This is a genomic window from Prevotella sp. 885, from assembly GCF_002265625.1.
Taxonomy (GTDB): Bacteria; Bacteroidota; Bacteroidia; order Bacteroidales; family Bacteroidaceae; genus Prevotella.
In genome coordinates, this window is record NZ_NOVE01000001.1 from 179,951 (window position 1) to 204,446 (window position 24,496).

The following is a 24,496-nucleotide window of genomic DNA, read 5'->3' on the forward strand; positions in this document are numbered from 1 at the left end:
TGGATTGACAATGCCATACAATTCGATTTTTTTGTTTATATTTGCAAAAACAAAATCACTTATGCAAGAATATCAGTTGGACTTCATAACCTATTGTGTTGGCAATCTTGCTGACCGATTAAAGATGAGCGCAAGTAAAGTATATAAGATGTTGCGTTCGTCTGGACTCTTGGATGGATATATAGTGCCTTGCTATGATGTTTTACATACATTTGGAAAGGACTATATAATGGACGATTTGATTGGATTGTTGAAAAAGAAAGGGGCTTTGCCATGATACTATATCACGCCTCTAACTGTAACTTACGCTTTATTAAAGCGGAAGAAATAAAATTATAATATATGGAAGCTAACAAGACAATCCTTCAGATGAAATATGCTCGTGTGGTTAAACTCTTTGCTGAGTTGTCTGGGCTTTCTCTGGAAGACTCTTTGGAGGTCTTTTATGATTCTTATCTTTATAAGATGATGAGTGAAGGCATCGCTGACATGCATTGTCGTAGTGACCAATATTTGGTGAATTTGCTGATGGACGAACATAAGAATAAGTTATGATAGAGTGTTTCTCACTCAACAAAAAAAACTCCAGCCGCTGCATTTCTGCAATGGCTGGAGTTTTTTTCGTTTAAGTATTTGATAAGGTTATGTATTGTTTATAACCTCAATCGTGCTGTTTACTTCATAATCTTTACGGTCTTGCCGTCAGCGGTGCGGACGATGTTGATGCCGCGCTGCAGCTTCTGGAGCTTCATACCTGAAGCGTTGTAGATGCCGGTAACGGTGGTATTGGCGTTGTCCTCGATGCCGTTGATGCCGGTAGCGGGCTTGTTGCCGAATACTGCGAATACATCAATCACGTCCTCGCCAAGCTCAACGGGGAGCGTGATCTCTGCGTAAAGGTCGTCGTCCTTGCTCTGAGCTGCGAGCTTAATGTGCACCTTGCCACCGAGAGCCTCTGCTATTTCAGCGCCGTTGGTGATTTCAGCGTCCTGCTCAGCTGTGTAGACAGTCCATCCGTCCACCTCTGTAGCGGGTACGTTCTTGATGGTTACGTCGCCGATGAGGAACGGACCGAATGAGAACTGGTTGAGGCGGATGTCGTATGTGCCGTCCTCGTGCTGGATGGTAGAGATGGTTGCCTCTGCCGGATCCTGCTGCTCGCCGTTCAGAGAGATGGTGAGGTTGCCGGTGTAGTCCTTAGAAGGCTCAGCCACAGCCTCCTTCACCTTGAATGTGTAGGCGTTTACGGTCTTGAGGTCGCCTGATGTTACGGTTACGGTAACGGTGGCATAACCCTTCTCAGCCGGGCTGCGTGTGATGGTCTGGCTTATGTAAGAGCCGTTGCCCGTCTTCTCTACCTCTACGTCAGCGTCAGTAAGCTCGCCGTCGAATGTCAGACCGTCATAGTAATACTTGTTCGGCTCGAATGTGAAGTCAATGCCCTTGATCTTCACGTTGTTGAGCTGTGCGTTGTAGATAAGCTCGAGGTCGTCGATGTAGAGCACGTCAGGATTGTTTTCGTCGCTTGAAGCCACACCCGGCTCGGCGTTGGTAGAGAGAGTTACGAGGATGGCTTTCGGGTCGATGTTGTCCGAAACGTAGTTGAAGGGAACGCTGATGCGCTTCCACTCGTTGCCGGTCTCGGCTATCTCCTTGTTCTGGGCAGTAGCCACGATGGTCTTATACTCCTTGTCCATCGGGTCCTGAATCTTTGTGCCGTCATTGATGATGGCAGAGATGGTGGCGTAAGGATAATTCTTCTTGTCAGACTCAGAGAGCGTGCCCTGATTATACTTCACCCAAACGGCGATAGAGTCAGGACGTGAGCTGAGCGCTGAGAAGAACGGATCGTTGTTGCCGTCTACGTCGCTTGAAGAAGGATCAGACGTAGAGTTGTTGCCGGTGTCCTTCGGTGTGAAGCCGCTTGCCTGGAGACGACCGGTGGTGATGGTTCCGTTGGCAGGCTGCTTGATTCCTACGTTTACGATGCCTGAAACGAGCTTGAGGCTGGTGCCCTTGCCGCCGGGACGCACGTCGTCAGACTTGTATGTGTGTGTGTTCTTGCTTACGAAGCCGGTGAGAGTGCCTGATGCGCTCATGAATGAGTGCCATCCGTCAGGCTCGTCGCTGGTGTAGTCTTTCTTGGGTACACCTCCAGTGTATTTGGCTGTGTGCCAAGCATCGAAGTTCGAACCGAGAATCTGTCCGATGGTGTAGCGGTTCTCGCCGAATGTGGCCTTTATGCGGCGCTTGATGGCCTGGAAGGTGTCGAGGTTGAAGGCTGCTGTGAGCTTGTCGCCGCGCAGTTCAGCCTTGAAGATTACGGGCACACCGCCCTTGCAGAGAGCCGAGTAGCTGGGACCTTCCCATGTATATGTGTCGACGTCACCCTCTGTGATGTCCACGTTCTGGGCGCTTTCGAAGATAGTGACGTTGCCCACCTTGGATGTCTTCACGCCGTTGAGCACGATGTTGCCCACATAGTGCTTTGAGCCATACACCTCATAAGCGTAGTTATGGATGGTGACGGTGCTTGTTCCGTCCGCACCTTCCTCGATGCTTACCTTACCTTCCACGGTACTGGTCTGTCCTCCAGCGTTGTTGCTGTAGTTACCCAGGTAGTCGGTAGCGTTGGCAGTTAAGGCTATCGCAGCCATTGCCATTGTGAATAATGACTTTTTCATTCTTTTGTTGTTTTTATTTGTGTGAGTGTTTTCTGTTCGTTTATCTCTTAACCACCTTAGTCACAGTGCCGTCAGCATGGCGTACGATGTTTACGCCGCGCTGCATCTGTGTGGTGGCGATGCCAGAGATGGTGTAGATGTGCTTCACTGAGCCGTCAGCCTTCTTCACTGTGTCTACGCCAGTTACGTATCCGTTGGTTGAGAATGTGTATTCCACAGTCTCTGTGCCGTTGTTGTCCACGCTGAATGTGATGTTGGCGCTGACCTGGTCATTGTCCTCGCTGTTCTCGTCAATCTTCACTGTGATGCTGCCAGAGAGGCTGTTCACGGTCATGGTCTTATAGAAAGGATGTGCGCATTCTGTTGTTGCCTCCACCTTGCCTGAAGAAAGATTCATTGTGGCAGTGGCCTCGTCAGCCTCGTAAGCCACTGAAGGGATGGTGATGGTGCCGAGTGAGAGAGTTGTTCCGGGGAGTGTACCCTCGGTCATAGTGAGTGTGCACTTGCCTTCGCCCTCGTCAGTGATGGTCAGTACGGAAGGCTTTTGGTCTGATACGTCGCCGTCGTCAGTACGAGAGAAGCTTGAGAGTGTGCCTGCCATTGAGACCGGCTCGAACGGCTCTTCTTCCTCCTTGCCGAACTGCATCTCCACATTGAAGTTCTCGTCGTCCATGTCCACGAGCATGGCGTATACCATGAGGTTGCCGTCCACGTTGATAACGGCAGAGAGGTCGCCCTTGATGTTCTTTCCGTAGAGCGGTGAAGTCTCCTCGGTAGTGGCGTCCACGTAGCCTGAGATGTAAGTCTCGCCTTCCTCTTCCTCAAATCCAAGTCCGCTGAATGTGATGGCTCCGTAAGAAGCGTCAGCAGTCTCCACCGGCTTGAGTGTGAGCGAGTAAGTGTTGTCAGAATACTTGCTGAGGATAGCATTGGCGTTCTTTGTGGTCTTAGTGTCGCCGGCTGCTGTAGATGTGAGCAGGTCTGACGAAAATGTCTCTGTCTCGACGATGGTGGGTCCGTCGGGCTTGGTCTGCACCTTTGTGCCGTTAAACTTCACGTAGCGCAATGATGTAGTGCCGTAGTCGAAGTAGTTGGCTGTGAGCTGGAGGTTCTCTCCGTCCATAGTTCCCCAACCCTCGAACGAGCCTTTTGTCACGCCGCTCATATTGCCTTCGGTGATGTCGAAAGTGGTCTTGCTGCCCATAGAGAAGCTATATCCTGTTCCGTTCTGCTCGGTGGAGACATTGTTAAGCGTAATGGTTCCGAGAATGTCATTGCCGAATACGATGTTCTTCAGTACGATGGTGCTTGTGCCGTTGTCGTTTACGGTCACTTCCACATAGTTGTCGAAGCTCGGGAACGAGTTAGAGTTGTTCTTCCATGTACCATAGAAGGTGGTTTGTGCCATGGCTGTGAGTGATGCCATGATCACTGCAAGTAGTGTAAAGATTTTCTTCATAGACAATTGTTTTTCGTTATTAATATTTCTTACTTGAGCTTGTATGTCAGTCCGATGCTGCCGTAGATAGGGTAGAGCGACTGCTCGATGACGTGGAAGTCCTTGCGGAAAATCTTGGTCAGACCCCATGACAGTCCGGCGTATGCACCGAAGCGGTTGGAGAAGAACCAGTCTGCACCGAGGTCCAGTCCGAACTGCCAGTGACGCAGGTCTTCGGTAAAGTCATAGTCGCCGCGTTCTCCTTCGACGTGTCCCAGCTCCACCTTGTCGCCCGTCGGGTCGCCGACGCGCAGATATCCGTCGTAGGCATATCCGCTGAAGTTGTTGCTAAGTACGTAGGAGAAGTAAGGACCGAACTTCAGACGCAGGTTCGGCGACACGTTGTATGCCACCTGCAGCGGCAGCGTCACCATCCATTCGTCCACCTCCGTTACGACATTACCGGTGAAGAGTCCGCTGAGCGTCTCGTCTCCGCGTCTCATCTCCATGCTGTATCCCTTCACCTTTGCGTCGGTCTTCATGCCCTTGTTCTGGTAATAGAATCCTGCCTGCAATCCCCACTTCTCTGTCAGGGGCTTGTATGCGTCCAGTCCGAGGAGCGTGTTGTTGGTGGGCGTATACTTGTCGAGCGATCGGATGGTGGCTGGCATGCCTACCGGAGCCGTTCCTCCGAGGCTGTAGCCTAAGCGTACCATGTATCTGAGATCGCCGAAGATGTCGATGGCGAGCGTTTCCTGCAAGCCCACGAAGGCCACGAGGAGCAGTGTGATTATTGTTTTCTTCATATTGATGCGGTTGAATGTTATTTCTGCTGTGCGGCGGGCTTCTCGTATGCCACCTTCACCTTATCTATTAATAGCGTACTGCCGATGGCTCCCTCGAAGTGTGCTCCCTCGCAGCTGGAGGTGAAGACGATGGCTATGCTGTATCCGTAGTTGGCGAGCACCTGCGGGTCGGGCTCCGTGGTGTATTCGAATGGGATGTCGAAGAACTGCCATCCGTTCTCGGTGCGTGTGATGCGTCCGCTGAGCGCATTGCCGATAATCTGCGGGCTGGTCTTCACGTTGTCGCCGGTCAGATAGAAGGCGTTGCCCTGTTCGTCAGTGTTCTTGAACACCACGGCGTAGATGTCGCCCTCGTCAATGCGTCCCTCCACCGCCTTTCCGCTCTTGTCCATAAACTCGTCGCCCGGCGCATACTGATAATATCCGCTGAAGCTTACGGGCTTGACGTTTAGCTTGTTGGCAGCTCCGTCGCCGAAGTGTGTGGCAAGCAGCGGAGTCTTCGTGGCGATGGTCGACTCGAACACGCCTGTAAAGAGATTGCCTGCTGCGATGCGCATGTTCATCATTACGCCGAACGATCCCGTGGAGCTTGTCGTTAGCTTCACGCCGTTGCCGTCGTAACCCTCGGTCAGCGGTGTGGTGGGATATTCCTCAGGTGTGGCTTTCTTCTTTGCGATGGCAAATCCGGCGTTGCCCGTCGCCCAGTTGTCGGCGCGGTTGCCATTGTCGAGGATGTCGCTCCACATATAGTATTTCTGCGCCTTCTCCTCAAGGAAGAAGTTCTCGAAGTCGTATCTCATCGTGTCAGTCTTTGCCTCCGGTATCTCCGGTTCCATGGCAGTGATGTTTACGTTGTACGTGCGGTGCCACTGTCCGTCCTCTGACGTCACGGTGTAGACCACCGCACCTTGTGAGAAGTCGTGCACCGAACCGCTTGCTGGCGATATTGTGGCTCCCGGTGTGATGCGGAACTGCGGTGCCATCTGTGTCAGGTCAGCTCCGGGTCGGAGCGGACTGAAGTTGATGGTGGTCTGCGTTGCAATCACGCGTGTCAGCGAGTCGGACGGTTGGAAGAACATTGCCTGCGGGTCGTCGGCATGTATGAAAGCCTCTTCGATGTCGCATTCCATTCCGAGCGGTTCGTCCTTGATGCAGGAGCTGAACATGAGTGGAAGTGCGGCAAGTGTGATGATGATATATGGTCTTGTCATTGTCATTCTTATTTGTATGTGTATCATATCTTTATACACAGTTAAAATGCAAAGTTATGCTAATTTTGCGGAGGGTACAAATAATAAGTGTGAAAAAAAATTAGAGTATTCTTTTTGGAACATATTATAAAAAGAAAAGGACAAGGAGCGGACGCCTTGTCGTCCGACACAATATTTGCATTTCTAACGCTCAATACTATGAGCTGAGCGCACAACAAAATCTTTGGTGCGAAATTCTTGAGTTTTGAGCGTTTAGAGATAATGTGTTAATATACAGCGTGTTATGCGGTTTTCTGACGAAGCGCTATGAAATCAGACTCGCAAACGAGCCGTTTTTTGCTGCAATAGCGCCACTTTTACACTCCAATAGTGGCACTTTTATCATGCAATAGTGCCACTTTTACTGTCTAATAGTGGCACTATTGGAGTGTAAAAGTGGCGCTATTGTTAAGTATGGGTGCTGTTTGCACAGCAAAACACCGTAAAAACAGCAATCTAAATCTCTAGAATCAATTTTTATTTTGTAACAGCTTTTTACTCTTTGTACGATATTTGCATAGCGGACGGCATCCGCCGTCCGAGTTAGGAATTTTGAATTTTGAGTTTTGAATTGGTAGGACGTATTCAGCCAATTCAAAATTCGGAACTGCTTCCTGCAATGAACTGCTTTGCCACTTCCCAAATGACGATGCCGGCTGTTACGCTGACGTTAAGGGAGTGCTTGGTGCCGAACTGCGGTATCTCGAGGCAACCGTCAGCAAGGTCGACCACCTCCTGATGGACGCCCTTCACCTCATTGCCGAACACCACGGCGTAACGTCGGTCGGTGTCAAGAGAGAGGTTCTGGAGCTTTGTGGAACCCTCCACCTGCTCTATGGAATAGACGAAGACGCCCTCTTTCTGAAGCTCTGCCACAGCTTCGGTGGCTGTAGGGAAGTAGCGCCAGTCTACCGAATCTTCGCCGCCGAGCGCTGTCTTGTGGATTTCGGGGTGGGGTGGAGTGGCTGTGATGCCGCAGAGATACACCGCTTCCACGCGGAAAGCGTCTGATGAGCGGAATACGGAGCCGACGTTGTGGAGCGAGCGCACGTCGTCAAGAACGACGATGAGGGGGAGCTTCTTGGCCTCATGAAACTCGTCCACCGTGAGACGCTGCATTTCTATAGTACGGAGTTTACGCATTGTATGGTTTCTTTTATATGTGTTCTTATATGTTAAATGTAGGTGCAAAGTTAGTAAAGATTATGGACAAACTCCTCCTTGCGGGTTGTTTTATTGGCTGTAGAGTGGGGCGAACATCACAATCGTATGGCGAAATCTACCACTATTTATTGATATAAATCTACTAATTGTATTTTTATTGTTCTATAACTCTCTATGATTAACGTAAAAGTAAGATTTATTTTGCGGAATTAAAAATAGATAATATCTTTGCAACATTGATTTGAAACACAAAAGACATTAATATTTAAAAGAAAAAGTTATGAAGAAGATTTTTATGACTATGGCAGCTATGGTAATTGCTGCAAGCGCAAGCGCACAGGTTTACATCGGTGGTTGTGCAGGTCTTTCAAGCGTTAAGTATGGCAAGGCAGACTCAAAGATGCATTACGCACTCGTTCCTGAGATCGGTTATGAGTTCAACAAGAACTGGGAGGCTGGTCTTACCATCGGTTACGAGGGTGTAGAGGACGGCTACAACACATTCGAGCTCGCTCCGTACGCACGCTATACATTCTGCAACACAAAGCTCGTTGACCTCTTCCTCGAGGGTACTGTAGGCTACAAGCACTTCGGTGGCAACGGCAGAGATTATGATGGATTCGAGTTCGGCATCAAGCCGGGTCTGAAGGTTAACCTCTCTGACCACGTGGCTTTCATCACAAAGGTTGGTTTCTTCGGTTACCAGCAGGAGAACGAGGGTGCTGCTAAGGTTAAGGCATTCGGTGTTAACCTCGACGGAACAAACATCCAGTTCGGTGTTAACTACAAGTTCTAATAACAGAATAAGGACATCAATAACATAAAAAAGGCTGCAAGCACGTCGTTGCTTGCAGCCTTTTTCGTTGTTATTTGTCATTTAACTGAACTTGCGCAAGTTCAATCATTCAATATTTCGCAAAGCTTCTTCATTCCTTCGCTTGCTCCGCATTGCAGGTGCGTGAAGTTCTGTCTGCCTACGCCGAGCGACGGCTCCGGATCGATGAGATAAACGGGTACGGAGGGGCGCACGTAATGGATAAGTCCGGCGGCGGGATATACGTTCAGCGACGTGCCTATGATGACGAAGATGTCGGCTTGCTCTGCTGCTTCCGCTGCTACGCTTATCATCGGCACCGATTCGCCGAAGAACACGATGAACGGACGTTCCAGCGAACCGTCTCCGGCGAGTGTTCCGGGCTTCACCTCACAATCGTCTTCGGTAAGCTCACGCTGGTAACGCGGGTCGTCAACGTCGCGCGATGAGCACACCTTGGTGAGTTCGCCGTGCAGATGGATGACGTCCGTTGATCCTGCTTTCTCGTGCAGGTTGTCCACGTTCTGCGTGATGACGGTCACCTTATAGTCCTTCTCCAGGTCGTGGATGAGGCGATGACCCTCATTAGGCTGTGCCGCATAGAGCTTGTGGCGCAGCATATTGTAGAAGTTGGTGACGAGCGTCGGGTCTTTAAGCCAACCCTCATGCGATGCCACCTGGTCCACGGGATAGTTCTCCCACAGTCCGTCGTTACCACGGAATGTCTTGAAACCGGACTCTACGGACATGCCGGCGCCGGTCAGAAAAACGATGTGCTTCATACGTGCTGCCTTTTATTGTAAGCCCCGCACACGGGCGGGGCTTGTTGTTTTTACTTTGCCTTCTGGAGTGACAATACGGTCTTGCCGCTGTTGTCTGTGAGGTCCACACGACCTTCTCCTGTTGCCTTATATCCCTTTACGTGTCCGAGCGCGTCCAGCACGCTCTGCTCCGTAGTCATGTCGTGGCAGAGCATCATTGTGGCTCCCACCTGCGAGAGGTCGAGAGTCTGGCGTGACGTGTTGAGCTTCATTGTGCCGGTGATATTGTTGCATCCTGCACAGCCGTATACGTTGTTCTTGCTGGTCTCGAATCCGATAAAGGGACGAGCTTCTGTCTTTGTGGTGTCTACTACCTTACCGTTTACTTCTACGATGTCCCACTCACCGTTGAGGTCAGTGGCCTGTCCTATGGTCTTGGGGGTGGAGCAGCTACAGATGGCGAGCGCTGAGGCTATTATTAAGCTGAGATTCTTCATATTATTAATTATTAATTACTAATTCTTACTTGAGTTTCCATGTGGCACCGTCCTTGGTGTCCTTTACTTCAAAGCCGAGTTCGGCGAGTTCGTCGCGGATGCGGTCGCTTGTTGCCCAGTCCTTGGCAGCCTTTGCCTTTGAGCGGAGGTCCAGAACCATGTCCACCACCTTGCCGAAAGCTTCCTCACGATGAGATGACGAGCCTGCGTTGTCGGGACGCAGACCGAGGAGGTCGAAGGCGAAGAGACGCATTGTCTCAGAGAGTTCCTTGAGGTCAGCCTCAGAGATGGTGGCCTTGTGGTCGACGAGCTTGTTGACAACGGAGCATGCCTCGAAGAGGTGAGCGATGACGAGCGGAGTGGCGAAGTCGTCGTTCATGGCATCGTAGCACTTCTCGCGAAGCTCGCTTACCATCTTCTTTGTCTCTGCGTCGCTCTCAGCAGAAGCTGCGATGCGGTCAAGGTCGCTGATGCCGTTCATGAGTTTCTCCAGTCCCTTCTGCGATGCCTGGAGCGCTTCGTTAGAGAAGTCGACGGTGCCGCGGTAGTGAGCTGAGAGGATGAAGAAGCGGATGGTCATCGGCGAGTAGGGCTGTTCGAGGTTCTTGTTGTTGCCGGTGAAGAACTCCTCGAGCGTGATGAAGTTGCCGAGCGACTTGCCCATCTTCTGTCCGTTGATGGTTATCATGTTGTTGTGCATCCAGTAGTGCACCATTTGGTCGCCCTGCGAAGCCACAGCCTGCGCAATCTCGCACTCGTGGTGCGGGAATACGAGGTCCATTCCTCCTCCGTGGATGTCGAAGTGAGCGCCGAGATACTTGCGTCCCATGGCTGTGCACTCGCAATGCCAGCCGGGGAAACCGTCGCTCCAGGGGCTCGGCCAGCGCATGATGTGCTCAGGAGAAGCCTTCTTCCAGAGGGCGAAGTCAGCCTGATTGCGCTTCTCGCCCACGCCGTCAAGAGCGCGTGAAGCGTCCTTTACGTCGTCAAGGTTGCGACCTGAGAGGATGCCGTAATGATATTTCTCGTTGTATTTCTTTACGTCGAAGTATACGGAGCCGTTGCTCTCGTAAGCGAATCCGTTGTCCAGAATCTGCTTCACCAGTTCCTCCTGCTCGATGATGTGGCCCGTGGCGTGCGGCTCGATGCTTGGCGGGAGCACGTTGAGCGCTTCCATAGCAGCGTGATAGCGGTTGGTATAGTACTGTGCTATCTCCATCGGCTCGAGCTGTTCGAGGCGTGCCTTCTTCTCTATCTTGTCGTCACCCTCGTCAGCGTCGTGCTCAAGGTGGCCCACATCGGTGATGTTGCGAACGTAGCGCACCTTATATCCGAGGTGCTTGAGATAGCGGAAGAGGATGTCGAAAGTGATGGCGGGACGTGCATGTCCGAGGTGTGGGTCGCCGTAAACGGTAGGTCCGCAGACGTACATGCCCACGTTAGGCGCATGCAGCGGCTTGAACACTTCCTTTCTTCGTGTCAGGGTGTTGTATATCCAGAGAGCTTGTTCCATAGTTCTGTATATTGTGATGTTTTTATAGTGTTTTTGTATTAAGTGAATAGTGCTTCAAGGCACAAATTTACACATTTCTTGAGTCATACACAAGCATTTCACTTACATTTGTCTTTTAAGCATATACTGTGCCGTCTGTATCATGCTGAATACGTAACGGCGCAGCGGAATGAATGCTGCCGAGGGCTTTGTCTCCTTCAGACGACCGTCAGGTGTCGAGACGTAGCAGAACGCATTGCCCGTCTTCGGCTCGTAAATGTAGCAGAGATTGTGCGAACGTGCCACTATCTGATTGTCGGCAGAATAGAACACGAGGGGACGTTCGTCGTGTGTGAGGTCCACTCCGAAGCCGTCATACTCATAGCTGATGCCGAGCAGAGAGAGCAGCGTTGGCATCACGTCCACCTGCATGGCGAGCTTCTCCACCCTTCCGTTCTTCACGCCGGGACCGAAGACGATGAGCGGTATGTGATTATACGACTGCGGCAGCTCGCTGTCCACCTTTCCTACTATCTTGCCGTGGTCCGCCATGATGACGAAGACGGTGTTCTTATACCACGGGCAACGGCTGGCGCGGCGCAGGAAGTCGCCCACACACCAGTCTGCATACTCCACAATCTGCGTCTCAGGTTCTTTCGTTTTTGGCTTAAACCACGACGGAATGATGTATGGAGGATGATTGCTGATGGTAAGGAGCGTAGCCATAAACGGCTTCTTGCCGGCGTATTTCTTGCTCGTTTCGTTGATGCGGTCGAGGGCGTACGAGAAGAGGAAATGGTCTGAAACGCCGAACGAATTGACCACTTCTTCCTTCGGATACGACTCCTGCGAATAGATGTCGTCATAACCGTTGGTGGTGAAGAACGCCTTCATATTGTCGTACTGTGCCTCGTGTGTCATGAAGAACATGTTGTGATAGCCTTCCTTGTGGAGCACGGTGGGTATGCCGTCGCGGTGAGGCGTCACGGTTCCCTTCATGAGATTGCGGAACATCAGGGCAGGGAACGAATAGAGCGAGGCTGTCATGCCGTGATTGGTATGGATGCCGGCGCTGTAATAATGGTCGAAAGCCATTGAGTTGTTGTAGAGCGAGTCGAGCGTAGGAGTGAGTCGTTCCTTCTGTCCGAAGGTCTGCATAAAGCTTGCCGACATCGACTCCATCAGGATAACCACCACATTGGGCTTCTTTTTCCCTGCCACGGCGCTCTGGCTGTTGTCCACGTAGCGACGCAGGACGTGCGTTGAGTCGCACTTGCCGGTTATGCCAAGGCTCTGTCGTGCCTCGCTTATGGCTTCGGGATAAGGCATAAGATGTAGCTCACGGTTCTCCTTTCGCATGTCGTCGAGGGCAGAAGTGAGCAGATTGAATGCTGGATTGATGCCGAGCTGGTTGAGGAAAGCGTCATCACAATAATATGCCTCCGACACCTTTATGGGGTTATATCCTGTCCTTCCTCTGATGCCGAAGACGCAGAGAGCGGTCATGGCGGCGGCAATGCAGAGCCTGCCAAGAGACGCTGCGGCTTTCCTAAGCCCGTTGTCTCCCCCGATTATATGCGCAAAGCCTATCGGGTTGTTGTTCTTCTTGCCGATGAGCCTGTCGAACACGCGGCGCAGACGCACCATGAGATAGACGTAAGCGGCTGTGCATACGAAGAACATGGCAATATAGAGGAAGTACGACTTCTCTCCCGTCACCATTCCTGCCGTGGTGCCGGCATAGCCGAACCACTCGAATATGGACGAATTGATGTTCTTGAAGAAGTAAGCGAAGTAGGGGATGTTGGCTGCGGAAGCCATGAAAGCAATGCTTCCGAGTATGCCATACCACCAAACAGTGGCACGACGCATCCAGCGACGCGTCAGCGAGAAGGCTGCCGGGAGCAGCGTGAAGGCGAGCGGCACGACGGTTATGTAGCACGTAATGACGTTGTCAAACCACACGCCGCGCACGAAAGCCGTGAGCGGATTGGCGGACGTGCTTTCCACCATGCCGTGCAATGCCACGTATTCCGTCAGTCGGAACAGCGACAGAAAGGCGAGCGTGAGAGCATGAAGGCTCAATATCCACGCCGCAGAGAGAAGAAAACGGTTGTTCTTTTGCATAAATACAAAGGTACAATAAATATTTAGGAATTAGGAGTTTTTAGTTTTGAATTGTGCGCCAAGGCGCATTTTACCAACTATTGGGTATTGCGCAAAACATTAATATAGAGTAACTTTGCAAGCGTAATCAAACAAATAAGCCACTATTAAAATTCATAATGTTATTGTATAAAGAGCAAGGGGGATCGGCTGCGAAGTCGGTCCCCTTTTGGTTGTTACTCGTCAGAAAGTTTTTTCTTCATGTTTCGCGGGTGATGACACATTATCTCTTCGCGCAATGTGGTCATGTCTACGTGCGTATAAATCTGCGTAGTGGATATGTCTTCGTGACCGAGCATCTCCTGAATGGCTCGCAGACTGGCTCCTCCCTTCAGCAGGGCGGTGGCGAAGGAGTGGCGCAGGGTGTGTGGCGAGACCGTTTTCTCGATGCCAGCATCGCGTGCCGTGTTCTTTATCATTATCAATATCATGGTGCGTGTGAGGTGTGCTCCGCGGCGGTTGAGGAACACATACTCCTCTTCACCGGGCTTGATGTTCATCACGTTACGGTCGTACATCCATTTTTTTATTTCCTTCAGGGCGTTGTTAGATATGGGCACGAGGCGTTCCTTGCCACCTTTACCGACGATGCGCAGACAATGTTTCTTCTTGAAGATGTCGGCGAAGCGCAGCGTAACGAGCTCGCTGACGCGCAGACCGCAGGAGAATAGCGTCTCTATGATGGCGCGATTACGCTGTCCTTCCCATTTGGAGAGGTCGATGGCAGCCTCCATACGGTCCACTTCCTCCACGCTGAGCACCTCAGGAAGATGCACGCCGCGTGACGGCGACTCGAGCAGTTCGGACGGATCGTCCTCTATTTCGCCGTCAAGGACAAGATAGCGGAAGAAGCTGCGCACGCCGCTGATGATGCGTGCCTGGCTCCTGGAGGACACGCCGAACTCGTAAATGCGTGCGGCGAACTGTTCCAAGTGGGGCAGACGCACGTCCTCCACGGCGAGGTGTTCATCCTGGAGAAACTTAAGCAGATAGTCGATGTCGTGCGTATAAGCCTCTATGGTGTTGGGCGAATAGCCGCGTTCCAGCTTCAGATAACGCAGGAAGCGCCGCTTTAGTCGTTTTGGGTTAGACATTATTGTATGTGTAAGTAAGGTTTGGATGCATATTCAGGGAGTGTTTTGAAAGACAAAAGTAGCAAAAATATTTTCTTTGCCAATCGGTTCGGTCATAAAATAACGAAACCTCAGAATTCCTTTGGTTTTTATTGCTACCTTTGCACGCGAAACATTTTGTGAACCAACGAAAAGAAATTCCGAACCAAACGAAAATAAAATGAAGATAAAAGAGAAAAACATGCCGCTCATAGCGGTTATCGTAATCTCGTGTGTGATGCTCCTGCCCTTCCTCGGGCTTACAGACTTCAACACGAAAGGTGAGCCGCGTGAGGCTGTCGTGGCGCTTTCAATGCTGAACAGCGGCGACTGGATTCTGCCCGTCAACAACGGCATGGACATCCCTTACAAGCCGCCATTCTTCCATTACTGCATAGCTCTCGTGTCGTTATTGACGGGCAGCGTGGACGAATATACGTCGCGTCTGCCGTCGGCTTTGGCTCTTATTGCCATGACCGTAGGCTGCTTCGTCTTCTATAAGCGTCGCCGTAACGCTCAACAAGCGCTTATGGGAGCCTTGCTTCTGCTGACGTCCTTCGAGGTGCACAGAGCCGGTGTCAACTGCCGTGTGGACATGGTACTGACGGCTTGCGTGGTGGGCGCAATGCTCCTTTTCTATCGTTGGTGGGAGCGTGGCAGCAAAGGATTTCCGTTGTTGGCGGTGCTTTGCATGAGTGGAGCCGTTCTGACCAAGGGTCCTGTGGGCTTCGTTCTGCCCTGCTTTGTGATGTGGGTGTTCACGCTGATACGTGGCGGACGCTTCTGGCGCACCTCGCTGACGTACGGCGGCTTCGCATTGCTGTCGCTCATACTGCCGCTTATGTGGTATGTGGCAGCTTGGCATGAAGGCGGACAGCACTTCCTCGACCTTATCTATGAGGAGAACATCGGACGCATGACCGGCTCGATGAGCTACGAGTCGCACACCCATTCGTTCCCTTACAACTTCTTTACGCTCTCAACGGGATGGGCACCGTGGACGCTGCTCTTGATATTCTCGCTCTTCTCAAAGCCTTGGAAGAAATCGTCTGCCTCTGCTGAGGCCGCTTCTGCGTCTGAAGCCTCCGCTGCTTCCTCCGCGAAGTCGGCTTCTTCGGCGAAATCTTCGCTCCCCGGCGGTCTGAAAGGCAAGCTGATGAGATGGCAGATACGCCTTATGCAGGTGCCGCCGGTGATGCTCTTCACGTGGTTGGGCTTCCTGCTTGTGCTCCTCTTCTATTGCTTCCCGTCAAGCAAGCGCAGCGTTTATCTGCTTCCTTGCTATCCTTTCATGGCTATGATCATAGCCGAATACGTCGATTGGCTATGGCGTACGGGCAGAAGAGGCGCTATGAGAGCTTATGTATGTCTTATCGGTGTATTAGTATTGACGCTCACGGCGGTCTTTGCTTGCGTAAGAATGGGACTGGTGCCTGACACCATCTTCCACGGCAAGCATGCTGATACCAACATCGCCATGCTGCATGCCCTGCGCGATATGCCTATAGGAATACTGGAATTTCTCCTCTGTTTCCTTCCTGCTGCAGCTGCTGTGGACGCTATGCAGATGGTATTGCGCAAGCGAACATGCAACGATGGTCGACGTTTCCGCTACGCCTTGTTAGCCCCCGTCATCCTGCTTATGACTGCTCTCGACGGCCTTTATCAGCCTGCCGTTCTCAATGCCAAGTCGCTTCGTCCGATGGCGCAGACCATAGAGGAGAAGTTCCACGGCGAGAATATCTATCAATACATTAGCACTCCGATGCTCCATTTCTTCGGTGCCGACTTCTATCTCGGCGATAAGATGGACCAGTTTGAGAAGCCTGTATATGAAGAACGTCCCGATGGCAGCATCGAAGAGAAGACAGTTCTGCCGGAAAAGGGCGTGCTGATAGTTCCTACGGCTGACTTTGAAGAGTTGGCAAAGCGCCATCCCGAATACCGATTCCAGCACGTTATGACCACCAAAGAGCGTGTGTCAGAGGTGAAGGGAACCGTTGATTTCTATCGCTTTACGCGATAAACAGAATGATTTCTTTAAGTTGAAAGTTGAGAAATGAGAGTTGAGAGTTCTTGCTAAGGCAAGCGGCAAAGCCGAGCGATGATTTCCTTTGATAATAGCATTATGTAGCATATATTATCTAAAACAACATATCATAACTCTCAATTCCCAACTCTCAACTTTCAACTTATTTTATAATGATTTTCCTTACGCTTCCGTCCTCATATTTCACGATATTCACGCCGTGCTGAGGCTTGCTGATGCGCTGTCCGCTGATGTTATAGCGTGCCGTTTCCTTAGCTGCTGAAGCGTTTATGGCGTCTATGGCTGTGGGTCGTGGACGCGGCGTGATTATGATTGGGTCGGCATCGTAGCCTTCCACAAGATGCAGATTGATGACGGAGCTGACCTCTGTGGACGTTTCGCCCGTCCATCCGCAATGCTGCAGCACACCCGTCTGGATGCGGATGAAGTCGGCATGGGTTAGATTTACGGGATTGCCGTTCTTGTCAACTGCCCAATCAAGGTCGAAAGTGGTGTAGCGCTGGTCGTCGTTGGGTGCAGCATCGACGTAACCGTACGAGTCGGCAGCATAGCGATAAGTCACCCATAGCTGCGCATTCTCCGTATCATACTCGTCGCCACCGTAGTTGATGGCGTTGTTTGGCAGTCGTGCTCCGCTGAACGTCATCTCCTCCTTGTCCTCCCAAACGGGCCAGTAGGTCTGAGGATGAAACACGTTCTTCATCAGATAACCCGTCGTATCGCGCTTCGTGCCGTCAGCATCGTCCCACGTAGCGGTGAAGCGGATGTAGTTGTCGAAGACGGAATGCGACTTCTCGTGGTCGCCCTTCTCCGCCGTGGGCTTGTGGTAAGTGATGCGGAAGTTATGGCGTTCGGTGGTGTAATATTCCGAACCAGCCAGCTCATACCACGTAGCCGTTTCGGGAGACGTGCCCACACCGGCATATACAATGCCCGGTTCGACGCTTCCTCCGATTGTGGAAGCGCCGTAAACGGGGTCGTTCTGTGAATAGAAAGCATTGCCGAGAATGCGCAGATCAGATCCGCGCAGATTCTTTATAGGCTCGTCAAATCCGAACGTGATGTAGCCTCCGGCAGCGCCAAGGCACACCAGATTGCCGTCCTCTATCTGCTCTTGGCAAGCTTTCAGACGCTCCTCCGCCGACATCGCGGCGTCAATGGCGGGAAACGTGTTGATGAATTGTCCTGGTGCAGGACAGTATTCCAGCACCTTAACTGTTTGCTGTGATTGTGCGTTTGCCGACACTGTGAGCTGTAAGAGTGCGGCAAAGAGTATTGTGGTTGGTTTCATATCTAAATGGTTTGTTTTTAATTCTGTTGCCACGCCAGAAATCCCGAGGGATTCACTCCTCTTAGCAGATATCTGTTTAGCTGCTTGCCGTCGCGTCCGAACTCGTAAACGTAGCCGTTGGTGGCGTAGGCTCGGGCGTCGCTGGCGTAGAGGTGTCCGGTGTAGGGTGAGATATAGATGCCGTAGGGCGACTGCATCTGTAGAATCGTCGCTGTGGCAGCGTCGTACGCTGCCAGTCCTTCCTCCGCCTCCATAGAGGGCAAGGAGACGGTGTGGGCGGAGAAGGCGTAGGCTTCGGTGATGTATGAATAGGCTGAGCCGAGGATATAGAATCGTCCCTGATATGCGCAGCAGTACGTGGCAGGGAAGTCGAAAGTGCGGAACTCGTCGTTAGCCATATTCAAGATGATGCATTGCGGCGGCTGGTTATAGTAGTCGCCGGCGGCATTGATGCACAGATATTGTCCCCATTGCGCCGGCTTGCCATAGAGATTCTTGTGTCCAGTGTCGATGCGTCTCAGCTCGCGCATGGTCTGCGCGTCCACCACGGAGACCGTCTGTTCATAGTCGTGGTCCTTGGTCTGCGTGGCGTATCCGCCCGTGTTGGCTACATAGAGCCGTCCGTCGTAATAGGCTATGCCCTCTGGTTCGCGTCCCACGTGGCACGTGTCCACCACCTGCTTTGTCCGTAAGTCCACCTTCGCCACATAACCGTTGTCGGCATAAGACGTAACGTAAAGGAAGCCGTTGTGGTCAGTTGCAAGCCGGCGGTTGTTGGGAATGTTCTCCGTTGCTGCTATTGCCGTTCCGTCATGGCGGATGTATTGCACGATGTTCGACCAGTTGACGCTTATGGCTATCAGCGTGTCGTTCACCTGCAGAATGTCGTTGCCCGTATCGCCAAGATGCCGTCCTGGATTCTGCTGCTGAAACCATCGGTTGGTCAGCACGCCGTTATCGATGAGCGACAGCGACGAATTGTCCATGCCCCACAGTCCCTCGCAGAGCACGATGAGGCGGTCTGAGTCGGCTTTCGGCTCAGACGGAGTGGGGTAGTCGGCTGGTTGCAGTGAGCACGCTGTAAGGAGCGACACAGCAAGGAGCCACAGCAGACGGGCGTATATGTTCTTGTACGACATGTTAGAGTTGTTTTCTTTTATTTAGCGATTATCATAAAATGATTATCACTTTTTGATAATGAGGTGTGTTTTCGCTTTTACATCCTCCATTGCAGGGTCAGCTTCCAGTTGCGGCCCGGCATAGGATAGCGCTTCACCACTTCGTGTCTGGAGTCGGTGAGGTTGTTGCATTCTATGGTGGTCTGGAGGCTATGGCGGCTGACGGTGAAGGTTTTACTGAGCTTCAGGTCAACGGTCTGCCATGCGCCGAGCATGTCCTCCTTGTTGTTTGAGATAAGTGCGAAGCGGTCGCCGGTGTAGAGCCATGACGTGCAGGCTGACCATCCGTCATAGCCGAGGCTGACTATGAGGGAGGCGGAATGGAGGGGAGAGTAGGGGATGGTGTTCTTATATTCGGGGTCGGAGGGCGACGAGAAGTCGCGGTCACGCTGGCAGGTGTAGTTAGCGTTGGCGGACAGCGAGAACTTACCCCAAGTGCGGTCGTAGCCGGCGGTGGTGCTTATGCCTAACGACCTGACCAGTCCGAAGTTCACCATCGACCAGCGGAACTGGCATTTCATCGGTATGGCTACAATCTTGTCCTCTATCCGGCTCGTATAGAGGTCAACGGCGAGATGCAGGTGGCGGTCTTTATAGTCGACGCCAAGGTCCCATTGCGAGGTGTATTCGGGTCGGAGCTGTGCATTGCCCACGAGTGTATAATAGAGGTCGTTGAGCGTCGGGGCGCGGAAAATGCGCTTGTGGAATGCTCGTACGGTCAGCGGTCCTCTGTGCCATGAGGCGAGATACATGGGTGTGAGGCGGCTAAGGGGCGATGCTGCGCCACGTGTATGGTCGGAGATGTGGGTGTAGAGCAAGGCTATGTTTGCCTCGAAACCGCGGTATGAGGCTATGGCGGAGAGCAACGACTTCGAGTCGAGACGATAAACGTAAGCGAACTTATAGACGTCTGCATTGAGGTCGCTCCACCTGAGGTCGGTGCTTGCCGTAAGCGACACGTAGCGCGTGTTCCACGCCGCGGCTACTGAACCGTAAAGATCCTGCTGCGTATAGTGATTGTTGCAGTACATCGTGGCGGCATTGGTGCGTGGATCCTGAAGGTAATGCAGGTAGTCGTAAGAGTATTTCAGGTTGGTCTTCAGTCCGAAATGCTCCCACGAATGCTTGTATGATGACTGTATGAAGAAGTTCTGGTCCCATTGGCGGTCGGTGGAATCCCATTGGTCAGAGAGTCGTCTGATGACCGGTCCGGGCAGTCCGCGCTCCGAATTATAGTAATAGACGTGCGTGGAGAGTCCCTTATAGAATCCGGCTGCCTCAAGACGATAAAACGTAATGTCCGAGTTGTGGCGCGTGCCCACGGTGTCTTCCTGCTCCGAACGGAAGCGGAAAGCGTAGTCGCCGTCGCTGTGCTGGTATTCGGCGTCCACGAAGAGCAGGTTCTTCAGCGCGAAGTAGCCCTTCAGCTTGTTGAGGCCGAACGACCCGCAACCATATTCCATCGTGTACGTGGTCTCGGTAGGACGCTTTGTCTGCATGTAGACGGTGGCAGCCGAGGCATACTCAGATGCTGACTGTAGGCGTTCGTTGCGGTTGGCATTATAGAGCGACACCGACTCCATGTTGGAGAGTGAATAGCGTCCAAGGTCAATCTGACCGTTCTGCGCGTTGGTAATGCGTATGCCGTCCAGATAAACTCCCACGTGCTGCGATCCGAGCGAACGCACGTTCACGGTCTTCAGACCGCCCAGTCCGCCGTAGTCCTTTATCTGTACGCCGGAGAAATACTTCAGCGCGTCAGCCACGGACGTGGCGGAGAGACTGCGCAGCATGTCGCCGCGCAGGGTCTGCGAGGGAGTGAGATAGTGAGGCTTGACGCCCACCACGCTGACGTCGCCCAGAGTCTGCACCGAGTCAAGGCGCGACGTCTGTGCACCGGCGGTGGCGGCTATGGAGGCGAGAGCCACGCAAATATGTAGTTTACTGAATGTCCGCATTTACTCAAACTAATGATTTGGGCGTACAAAGTTACGCTTTTTATTGGTATTACGTGTAAAAAAAAGACGGCTGCGCGCATCACGCGTACAACCGCCCCAAATAATTACAAACCTGTTAAAAATAATGATATCTATTTCACTACTACCTTCTTGACTGTACCGTCAGAGAAGCGAACGACGTTGATGCCGGTCTGCGGCTTGCTGATGCGCTTGCCGTCGATGGTGTAACGTGCCACCTCATGAGCCTCTGCGGTTGTTGTGGCAGCGTCAATAGAGGTAGGAGCGCTGACGTTGATGCTGAGCGTCTTCTGTGTGCTGATGCCGTTAGAGCAAGCCTTGACGGTGACAGTGGTGCTGCCCTCCTTGAGTGCGTTAACGACCAGCTTGCCGTTCTTCACGCTGACCTCAGCCACGCTGTTGTCCTCGATGTTCTCCACGCTGATGACGATGGCGTGACGGTTGTTGTCGGCGTCAGTAACGTCCACGTCTGCTTCAGCCTGCTCGCCTACGCCAAGGTTAATAGCCTTAAAGTCAGCAAGTACGGGATCTTCTGTATCAGGGAATACGAACACCTCGGGGAACCAATAGTTAGCCTCCATGGTGTATTCTGCCAGCTGTGTGCCGTCGGCGCTGTACTTGCGAACGACGTTGTCGTTGAAAGTCCATCCCTTCACGAGGCTGGTGTAGATGCAGTCTGTCTTCGGGTCAACACGGAGCGCTGCACCGTAGAGCGCGCGGCCGTCAGCATCGGTGGTATAGTCGATGAAGAGCGAAGCTTCCTGCTTGTCGATGTCATACTTAAACACCTTGTTGATGGTCCACTCTGTCGATGAAGCCCAATAGATGACGTTGCTCTGAAGGCTTGCGCAGAAGCAGTCAGGATTCCATGCGCCGCTTGTCAGGACGGGCAGTCCGATGCCCTCGCCGAGTGTTAGAGGCTCAAGGTCGAGTGTTTCGGCGTTGAAGCGTGAGATGCCCTCCGTGGTGCTCACCCACAACGATCCGTCCTTAGCCATTACTACTGATGCTGCTGTGCAGGGAAGTGTCTTTACGACGGTGTTGTCAGCGCAGTTGATGACGAAGAGATTCTTGCCGTATTCGGTGGCAAGGACATAGTCGCCGAAGCGGACCATATTGCCGAACTGCGTGTTATAGTTCTCCGTAGAAAGCACCTTCTTGGTTATCTCCAGGTTGTCAAGGTCGAGCTCATAGATGCCCTCCGTGGTGCTTACGTAAGCGCGATGCTCGTCGATGCCGCAGAACGAACGTCCGTCCTCGTTGGCACCACCAATGTTCTCAATCTGCTTCAGAACGCGCATTGAGTTGGCGTCGCATACGGTGATGCGTCCTCCGCTTACCTCAGCGCCCTTGTCCTTAGGCTGCTTGGCGATGATGTAGTAGCGGTTTGCCCATGGTGTGGCGTAGCAACCGGTGGCTCCGATGTTGTCAGCGCAGCGGTATGTCCACTCGCCGTTCTCTGAAAGATGGTTGACGGAAGCGTTCTCCGTGCCGAACCATCCCTCGTTGAGGACGAAAGTGCCCGTAGAGTAGTCGGTCGTTGCAGGCAGATATTGGAGGTTGCCGTCGTATACGTTAGGCTCTGCGTCGGAAGCGAAATAGCTGAAGACGTAAGCGTCAACGCATCCGTCGGTAAGCGTACGTCCGGTGGCGCCGGTCATAGACATCTGCAGCTCGTCGTCCGCCTTGTCAGCAACGTAATAGCTCCAGAAGCCCGAATACCATCCGCTGTTCCAAGCGTCGCCATCGCCATAGTCGGTAGCAGCCGACGATTCGTACTCGTCAGAAGGCAATGTCACGAAGCCGCAGCGCGGATAAACCTCCTCGGTCATGGTGGTGACGCTCACGAAGCGGTCGTTGTCGGCGTCATAGCCGATGCCGCCGATGGTGAGTCCAAAAGATCCAGTGGAACCCATGAGGTAAAGGGCTGGGTCTGCCTTGGCGATGGCACGGATGAGATCCTCTCCGGTGGGGTTCTCCGTTGATTTCCAGCGATATCCCCAGACGAGAGTCTTGCCCTCGTTTTGTCCGTCAGCCCACTTCAGGGCAAGAGCGGCACGGCATTCGCCTTCGCCTGCCCAACGCTCTATCTTAGAGAAATCGATGCAAGTGGATGTTACTGCGTCGGCAGCCTTCTGGATGCGTGTGGCAACGGTCTGCGACACCTTTCGGGGTGCGCCCTGCACACGGATTGTGGTGGTCTGTGCGGCAGCAGAAAGGCTGATGCACAGAGCAAACATGATGGAAGTAAAGTTTTTCTTCATATATATTATTATAGTTGTGTAATCACTACAGAATACATATAATCACAACTGGGCACAATTATGGCTGTCAGCCAAATCCTACCTTCGGGTCGTTGTAATGGTTTCGTCGTTCGCACCCAATCCTCGAGGCGCACCTGAACAACCTTGGCAATACACGTTTCGGCAGGTCTTCTGACTCGCCACCCAGACGCGAACGCCTTCCCTGCCTTCTTCATTCCATCGTTAAAGGCAAGTGGCATCGTTGTTCGCACCCGATAATAAGGGCAGCTCACAGCTGCGGGACAGTCGGGGACTCTCACCCCATTCCCTTTTAATCGTCTCTTCCTGATAAGGGATAGGCAAACCGTTGCGTGTGCAAAGGTACTTAATTTTATTTAAATAAGAATATATGAGTGGATAATAATACGTAACTTTGTAGACGAAAATATAAAGTATTTACAGTCAGTAACATAAAACTTAGAGTGTATGAAAATCTACTTTAATCATAAAGAAGAGATATGGAACTCATGGTCGCACGGCGCGGGCATAATCCTCGGACTCGTTGTCGGTACGGCATTCCTCGTATGGTGCGGTTGGGCGCGAAACGGTTGGGCGACGGCAGGTATCATCCTTTATCTCTTCGGAATGCTGTCGAGCTACATCGCTTCGACTGTCTATCACGCCCTTTCTGCATGGTCGCCCTGGAAGGAAAGGCTGCGCAAGTGGGACCACGCCGCCATATATTGGCACATAGCCGGATCGTATTCGCCCATCACGCTTGTGGCGTTGCGCGAGTATAGCTATTGGGGCTGGGCGCTCTTCATCTTCATCTGGGTGTCGGCAATAGCCGGAACCGTGAAGAGTTTCATGGGACTCAAGAGCCATAGCTACGTAGAGACAATCTGCTACGTGGTGATGGGCCTGAGCGTGCTCGTGGCTTTCGGTCCGCTGCTTCATAGCGTCGGTCCGTCCGCCGTGATATGGATAATAGCCGAAGGCGTCTGCTACATCACCGGTGCCTTGTTTTACTGTCTCCGCAAGCGCCGCTTCATGCACACCGTCTTCCATTTCTTCGTCCTCGCTGGTTCCGTCTGCCACATCATAGCTGTGTGGGATATACTTATGAAGTGGTTGTAGAGGAAAGTGGCGGAGGTCTCCGGCCTCCGTTACACGAGGGTATACTCTATCTTTTGTGTTACGTTTGCTGTATTGCAACATAAGAAATGAACGCTCGTTTCAATTGATGTTTGGATTGGTATCATATTCTCGCACTCTTCGGTGATTCTGCCGATGACAATATTTGCATTTCTATTGCTCAATACTATGAGTTCGGCGCACAACAAAATCTTTGGTGCGAAATTCTTGAGTTTTGAGCGCTTGGAGCCAATATGCTTATACACAGCATGTTATGAGATTTTCTGGCGAAGCGCTATGAAATCAGACTCGCAAATGACTTAATACAGATTTGCTTTACACGGTTTTAACAATTCAAAAACAGTGTAAGTAATGAAAAAAGAGCGTAGACAACCTCGTCATTTTGACGATCAGTTCCGTTTGAGTGTATTAAAAGATTA

At 52.0% G+C, this 24,496-nt stretch carries 19 protein-coding genes and 1 riboswitch; of the genes, 5 read left to right on the forward strand and 14 right to left on the reverse strand.

Going from position 1 to position 24,496, the window contains the following annotated elements:
• Positions 1-61 precede the first annotated feature (61 nt).
• Entirely contained in the window at positions 62-277 is a 216-nt protein-coding gene (locus CHL74_RS00680) for a DUF3791 domain-containing protein (protein ID WP_094879224.1), read from the forward strand.
• A 65-nt stretch (positions 278-342) separates the two neighbouring features.
• Complete coding sequence (locus CHL74_RS00685; protein WP_094879202.1) at positions 343-555, forward strand: DUF3791 domain-containing protein; 213 nt, start codon at positions 343-345, stop codon at positions 553-555.
• A 119-nt stretch (positions 556-674) separates the two neighbouring features.
• On the opposite strand, the gene CHL74_RS00690 is transcribed toward CHL74_RS00685, so the two are convergent.
• The 5 genes from CHL74_RS00690 to CHL74_RS00710 form a co-directional block, all read right to left on the reverse strand.
• The gene (locus tag CHL74_RS00690) at positions 675-2,684 is read right to left on the reverse strand and encodes a calycin-like domain-containing protein (RefSeq protein WP_094879203.1); all 2,010 of its coding nucleotides are present in this window, start codon (positions 2,682-2,684) and stop codon (positions 675-677) included.
• Between the two features lie 40 nt (positions 2,685-2,724).
• Entirely contained in the window at positions 2,725-4,143 is a 1,419-nt protein-coding gene (locus CHL74_RS00695) for a calycin-like domain-containing protein (RefSeq protein ID WP_176452133.1), read from the reverse strand.
• 29 nt (positions 4,144-4,172) lie between these two features.
• Positions 4,173-4,928, reverse strand: coding sequence for a porin family protein (locus CHL74_RS00700; protein ID WP_094879205.1), 756 nt, complete (start codon positions 4,926-4,928; stop codon positions 4,173-4,175).
• 17 nt (positions 4,929-4,945) lie between these two features.
• Positions 4,946-6,139, reverse strand: coding sequence for a PCMD domain-containing protein (locus CHL74_RS00705; RefSeq protein WP_094879225.1), 1,194 nt, complete (start codon positions 6,137-6,139; stop codon positions 4,946-4,948).
• Between the two features lie 633 nt (positions 6,140-6,772).
• Complete coding sequence (locus CHL74_RS00710; RefSeq protein WP_094879206.1) at positions 6,773-7,321, reverse strand: RNA methyltransferase; 549 nt, start codon at positions 7,319-7,321, stop codon at positions 6,773-6,775.
• A gap of 301 nt (positions 7,322-7,622) precedes the next feature.
• Here CHL74_RS00710 and CHL74_RS00715 point away from each other — a divergent pair, with 301 nt between their 5' ends.
• Positions 7,623-8,138 (forward strand): outer membrane beta-barrel protein, encoded by a 516-nt coding sequence (locus CHL74_RS00715; RefSeq protein WP_094879207.1) that lies wholly within the window; start codon positions 7,623-7,625, stop codon positions 8,136-8,138.
• A 101-nt stretch (positions 8,139-8,239) separates the two neighbouring features.
• Here the strand turns inward: CHL74_RS00715 and CHL74_RS00720 are convergent, their stop codons facing one another.
• The 5 genes from CHL74_RS00720 to xerA form a co-directional block, all read right to left on the reverse strand.
• Positions 8,240-8,938, reverse strand: a complete 699-nt coding sequence (locus CHL74_RS00720; protein WP_094879208.1) for an SIR2 family NAD-dependent protein deacylase — start codon at positions 8,936-8,938, stop codon at positions 8,240-8,242.
• Between the two features lie 50 nt (positions 8,939-8,988).
• Positions 8,989-9,414, reverse strand: coding sequence for an META domain-containing protein (locus CHL74_RS00725; protein WP_094879209.1), 426 nt, complete (start codon positions 9,412-9,414; stop codon positions 8,989-8,991).
• Between the two features lie 25 nt (positions 9,415-9,439).
• On the reverse strand, positions 9,440-10,927 hold the full coding sequence (gene cysS / locus CHL74_RS00730; RefSeq protein ID WP_094879210.1) for a cysteine--tRNA ligase: 1,488 nt from the start codon (positions 10,925-10,927) through the stop codon (positions 9,440-9,442).
• A 102-nt stretch (positions 10,928-11,029) separates the two neighbouring features.
• Positions 11,030-13,033, reverse strand: a complete 2,004-nt coding sequence (locus CHL74_RS00735) for an LTA synthase family protein (protein WP_094879211.1) — start codon at positions 13,031-13,033, stop codon at positions 11,030-11,032.
• Positions 13,034-13,248: 215 nt separating this feature from the next.
• On the reverse strand, positions 13,249-14,166 hold the full coding sequence (gene xerA, locus CHL74_RS00740; protein WP_094879212.1) for a site-specific tyrosine recombinase/integron integrase: 918 nt from the start codon (positions 14,164-14,166) through the stop codon (positions 13,249-13,251).
• Positions 14,167-14,365: 199 nt separating this feature from the next.
• Here xerA and CHL74_RS00745 point away from each other — a divergent pair, with 199 nt between their 5' ends.
• Positions 14,366-16,210 carry an ArnT family glycosyltransferase gene (locus CHL74_RS00745; RefSeq protein ID WP_094879213.1) on the forward strand — a complete coding sequence of 615 codons (1,845 nt, stop codon included), beginning with the start codon at positions 14,366-14,368 and terminating at the stop codon, positions 16,208-16,210.
• Positions 16,211-16,376: 166 nt separating this feature from the next.
• Here the strand turns inward: CHL74_RS00745 and CHL74_RS00750 are convergent, their stop codons facing one another.
• From CHL74_RS00750 to CHL74_RS00765, 4 genes are all read right to left on the reverse strand, one after another.
• The gene (locus CHL74_RS00750; RefSeq protein WP_141241184.1) at positions 16,377-17,525 is read right to left on the reverse strand and encodes a PKD domain-containing protein; all 1,149 of its coding nucleotides are present in this window, start codon (positions 17,523-17,525) and stop codon (positions 16,377-16,379) included.
• A gap of 17 nt (positions 17,526-17,542) precedes the next feature.
• Positions 17,543-18,664 (reverse strand): YncE family protein, encoded by a 1,122-nt coding sequence (locus CHL74_RS00755; protein WP_094879215.1) that lies wholly within the window; start codon positions 18,662-18,664, stop codon positions 17,543-17,545.
• 77 nt (positions 18,665-18,741) lie between these two features.
• Positions 18,742-20,661: a TonB-dependent receptor plug domain-containing protein gene (locus tag CHL74_RS00760; protein ID WP_094879216.1), complete on the reverse strand. Its 1,920-nt coding sequence runs from the start codon at positions 20,659-20,661 to the stop codon at positions 18,742-18,744.
• Between the two features lie 131 nt (positions 20,662-20,792).
• Entirely contained in the window at positions 20,793-22,943 is a 2,151-nt protein-coding gene (locus CHL74_RS00765) for a DUF5074 domain-containing protein (RefSeq protein WP_094879217.1), read from the reverse strand.
• A 144-nt stretch (positions 22,944-23,087) separates the two neighbouring features.
• Positions 23,088-23,306: riboswitch (cobalamin riboswitch) on the reverse strand.
• A 102-nt stretch (positions 23,307-23,408) separates the two neighbouring features.
• Here CHL74_RS00765 and trhA point away from each other — a divergent pair.
• Entirely contained in the window at positions 23,409-24,059 is a 651-nt protein-coding gene (trhA, locus tag CHL74_RS00770) for a PAQR family membrane homeostasis protein TrhA (protein ID WP_094879218.1), read from the forward strand.
• Positions 24,060-24,496 lie beyond the last annotated feature (437 nt).

What these genes read in the sequence shown, in the direction of transcription:
- CHL74_RS00680 (WP_094879224.1), top strand. Translation starts at nt 62, where the DNA reads ATGCAAGAATATCAGTTGGACTTCATAACCTATTGTGTTGGCAATCTT.
- CHL74_RS00685 (WP_094879202.1), top strand. Translation starts at nt 343, where the DNA reads ATGGAAGCTAACAAGACAATCCTTCAGATGAAATATGCTCGTGTGGTT.
- CHL74_RS00690 (WP_094879203.1), bottom strand. Translation starts at nt 2,684, where the DNA reads ATGAAAAAGTCATTATTCACAATGGCAATGGCTGCGATAGCCTTAACT.
- CHL74_RS00695 (WP_176452133.1), bottom strand. Translation starts at nt 4,143, where the DNA reads ATGAAGAAAATCTTTACACTACTTGCAGTGATCATGGCATCACTCACA.
- CHL74_RS00700 (WP_094879205.1), bottom strand. Translation starts at nt 4,928, where the DNA reads ATGAAGAAAACAATAATCACACTGCTCCTCGTGGCCTTCGTGGGCTTG.
- CHL74_RS00705 (WP_094879225.1), bottom strand. Translation starts at nt 6,139, where the DNA reads ATGACAAGACCATATATCATCATCACACTTGCCGCACTTCCACTCATG.
- CHL74_RS00710 (WP_094879206.1), bottom strand. Translation starts at nt 7,321, where the DNA reads ATGCGTAAACTCCGTACTATAGAAATGCAGCGTCTCACGGTGGACGAG.
- CHL74_RS00715 (WP_094879207.1), top strand. Translation starts at nt 7,623, where the DNA reads ATGAAGAAGATTTTTATGACTATGGCAGCTATGGTAATTGCTGCAAGC.
- CHL74_RS00720 (WP_094879208.1), bottom strand. Translation starts at nt 8,938, where the DNA reads ATGAAGCACATCGTTTTTCTGACCGGCGCCGGCATGTCCGTAGAGTCC.
- CHL74_RS00725 (WP_094879209.1), bottom strand. Translation starts at nt 9,414, where the DNA reads ATGAAGAATCTCAGCTTAATAATAGCCTCAGCGCTCGCCATCTGTAGC.
- cysS (WP_094879210.1), bottom strand. Translation starts at nt 10,927, where the DNA reads ATGGAACAAGCTCTCTGGATATACAACACCCTGACACGAAGAAAGGAA.
- CHL74_RS00735 (WP_094879211.1), bottom strand. Translation starts at nt 13,033, where the DNA reads ATGCAAAAGAACAACCGTTTTCTTCTCTCTGCGGCGTGGATATTGAGC.
- xerA (WP_094879212.1), bottom strand. Translation starts at nt 14,166, where the DNA reads ATGTCTAACCCAAAACGACTAAAGCGGCGCTTCCTGCGTTATCTGAAG.
- CHL74_RS00745 (WP_094879213.1), top strand. Translation starts at nt 14,366, where the DNA reads ATGAAGATAAAAGAGAAAAACATGCCGCTCATAGCGGTTATCGTAATC.
- CHL74_RS00750 (WP_141241184.1), bottom strand. Translation starts at nt 17,525, where the DNA reads ATGAAACCAACCACAATACTCTTTGCCGCACTCTTACAGCTCACAGTG.
- CHL74_RS00755 (WP_094879215.1), bottom strand. Translation starts at nt 18,664, where the DNA reads ATGTCGTACAAGAACATATACGCCCGTCTGCTGTGGCTCCTTGCTGTG.
- CHL74_RS00760 (WP_094879216.1), bottom strand. Translation starts at nt 20,661, where the DNA reads ATGCGGACATTCAGTAAACTACATATTTGCGTGGCTCTCGCCTCCATA.
- CHL74_RS00765 (WP_094879217.1), bottom strand. Translation starts at nt 22,943, where the DNA reads ATGAAGAAAAACTTTACTTCCATCATGTTTGCTCTGTGCATCAGCCTT.
- trhA (WP_094879218.1), top strand. Translation starts at nt 23,409, where the DNA reads ATGAAAATCTACTTTAATCATAAAGAAGAGATATGGAACTCATGGTCG.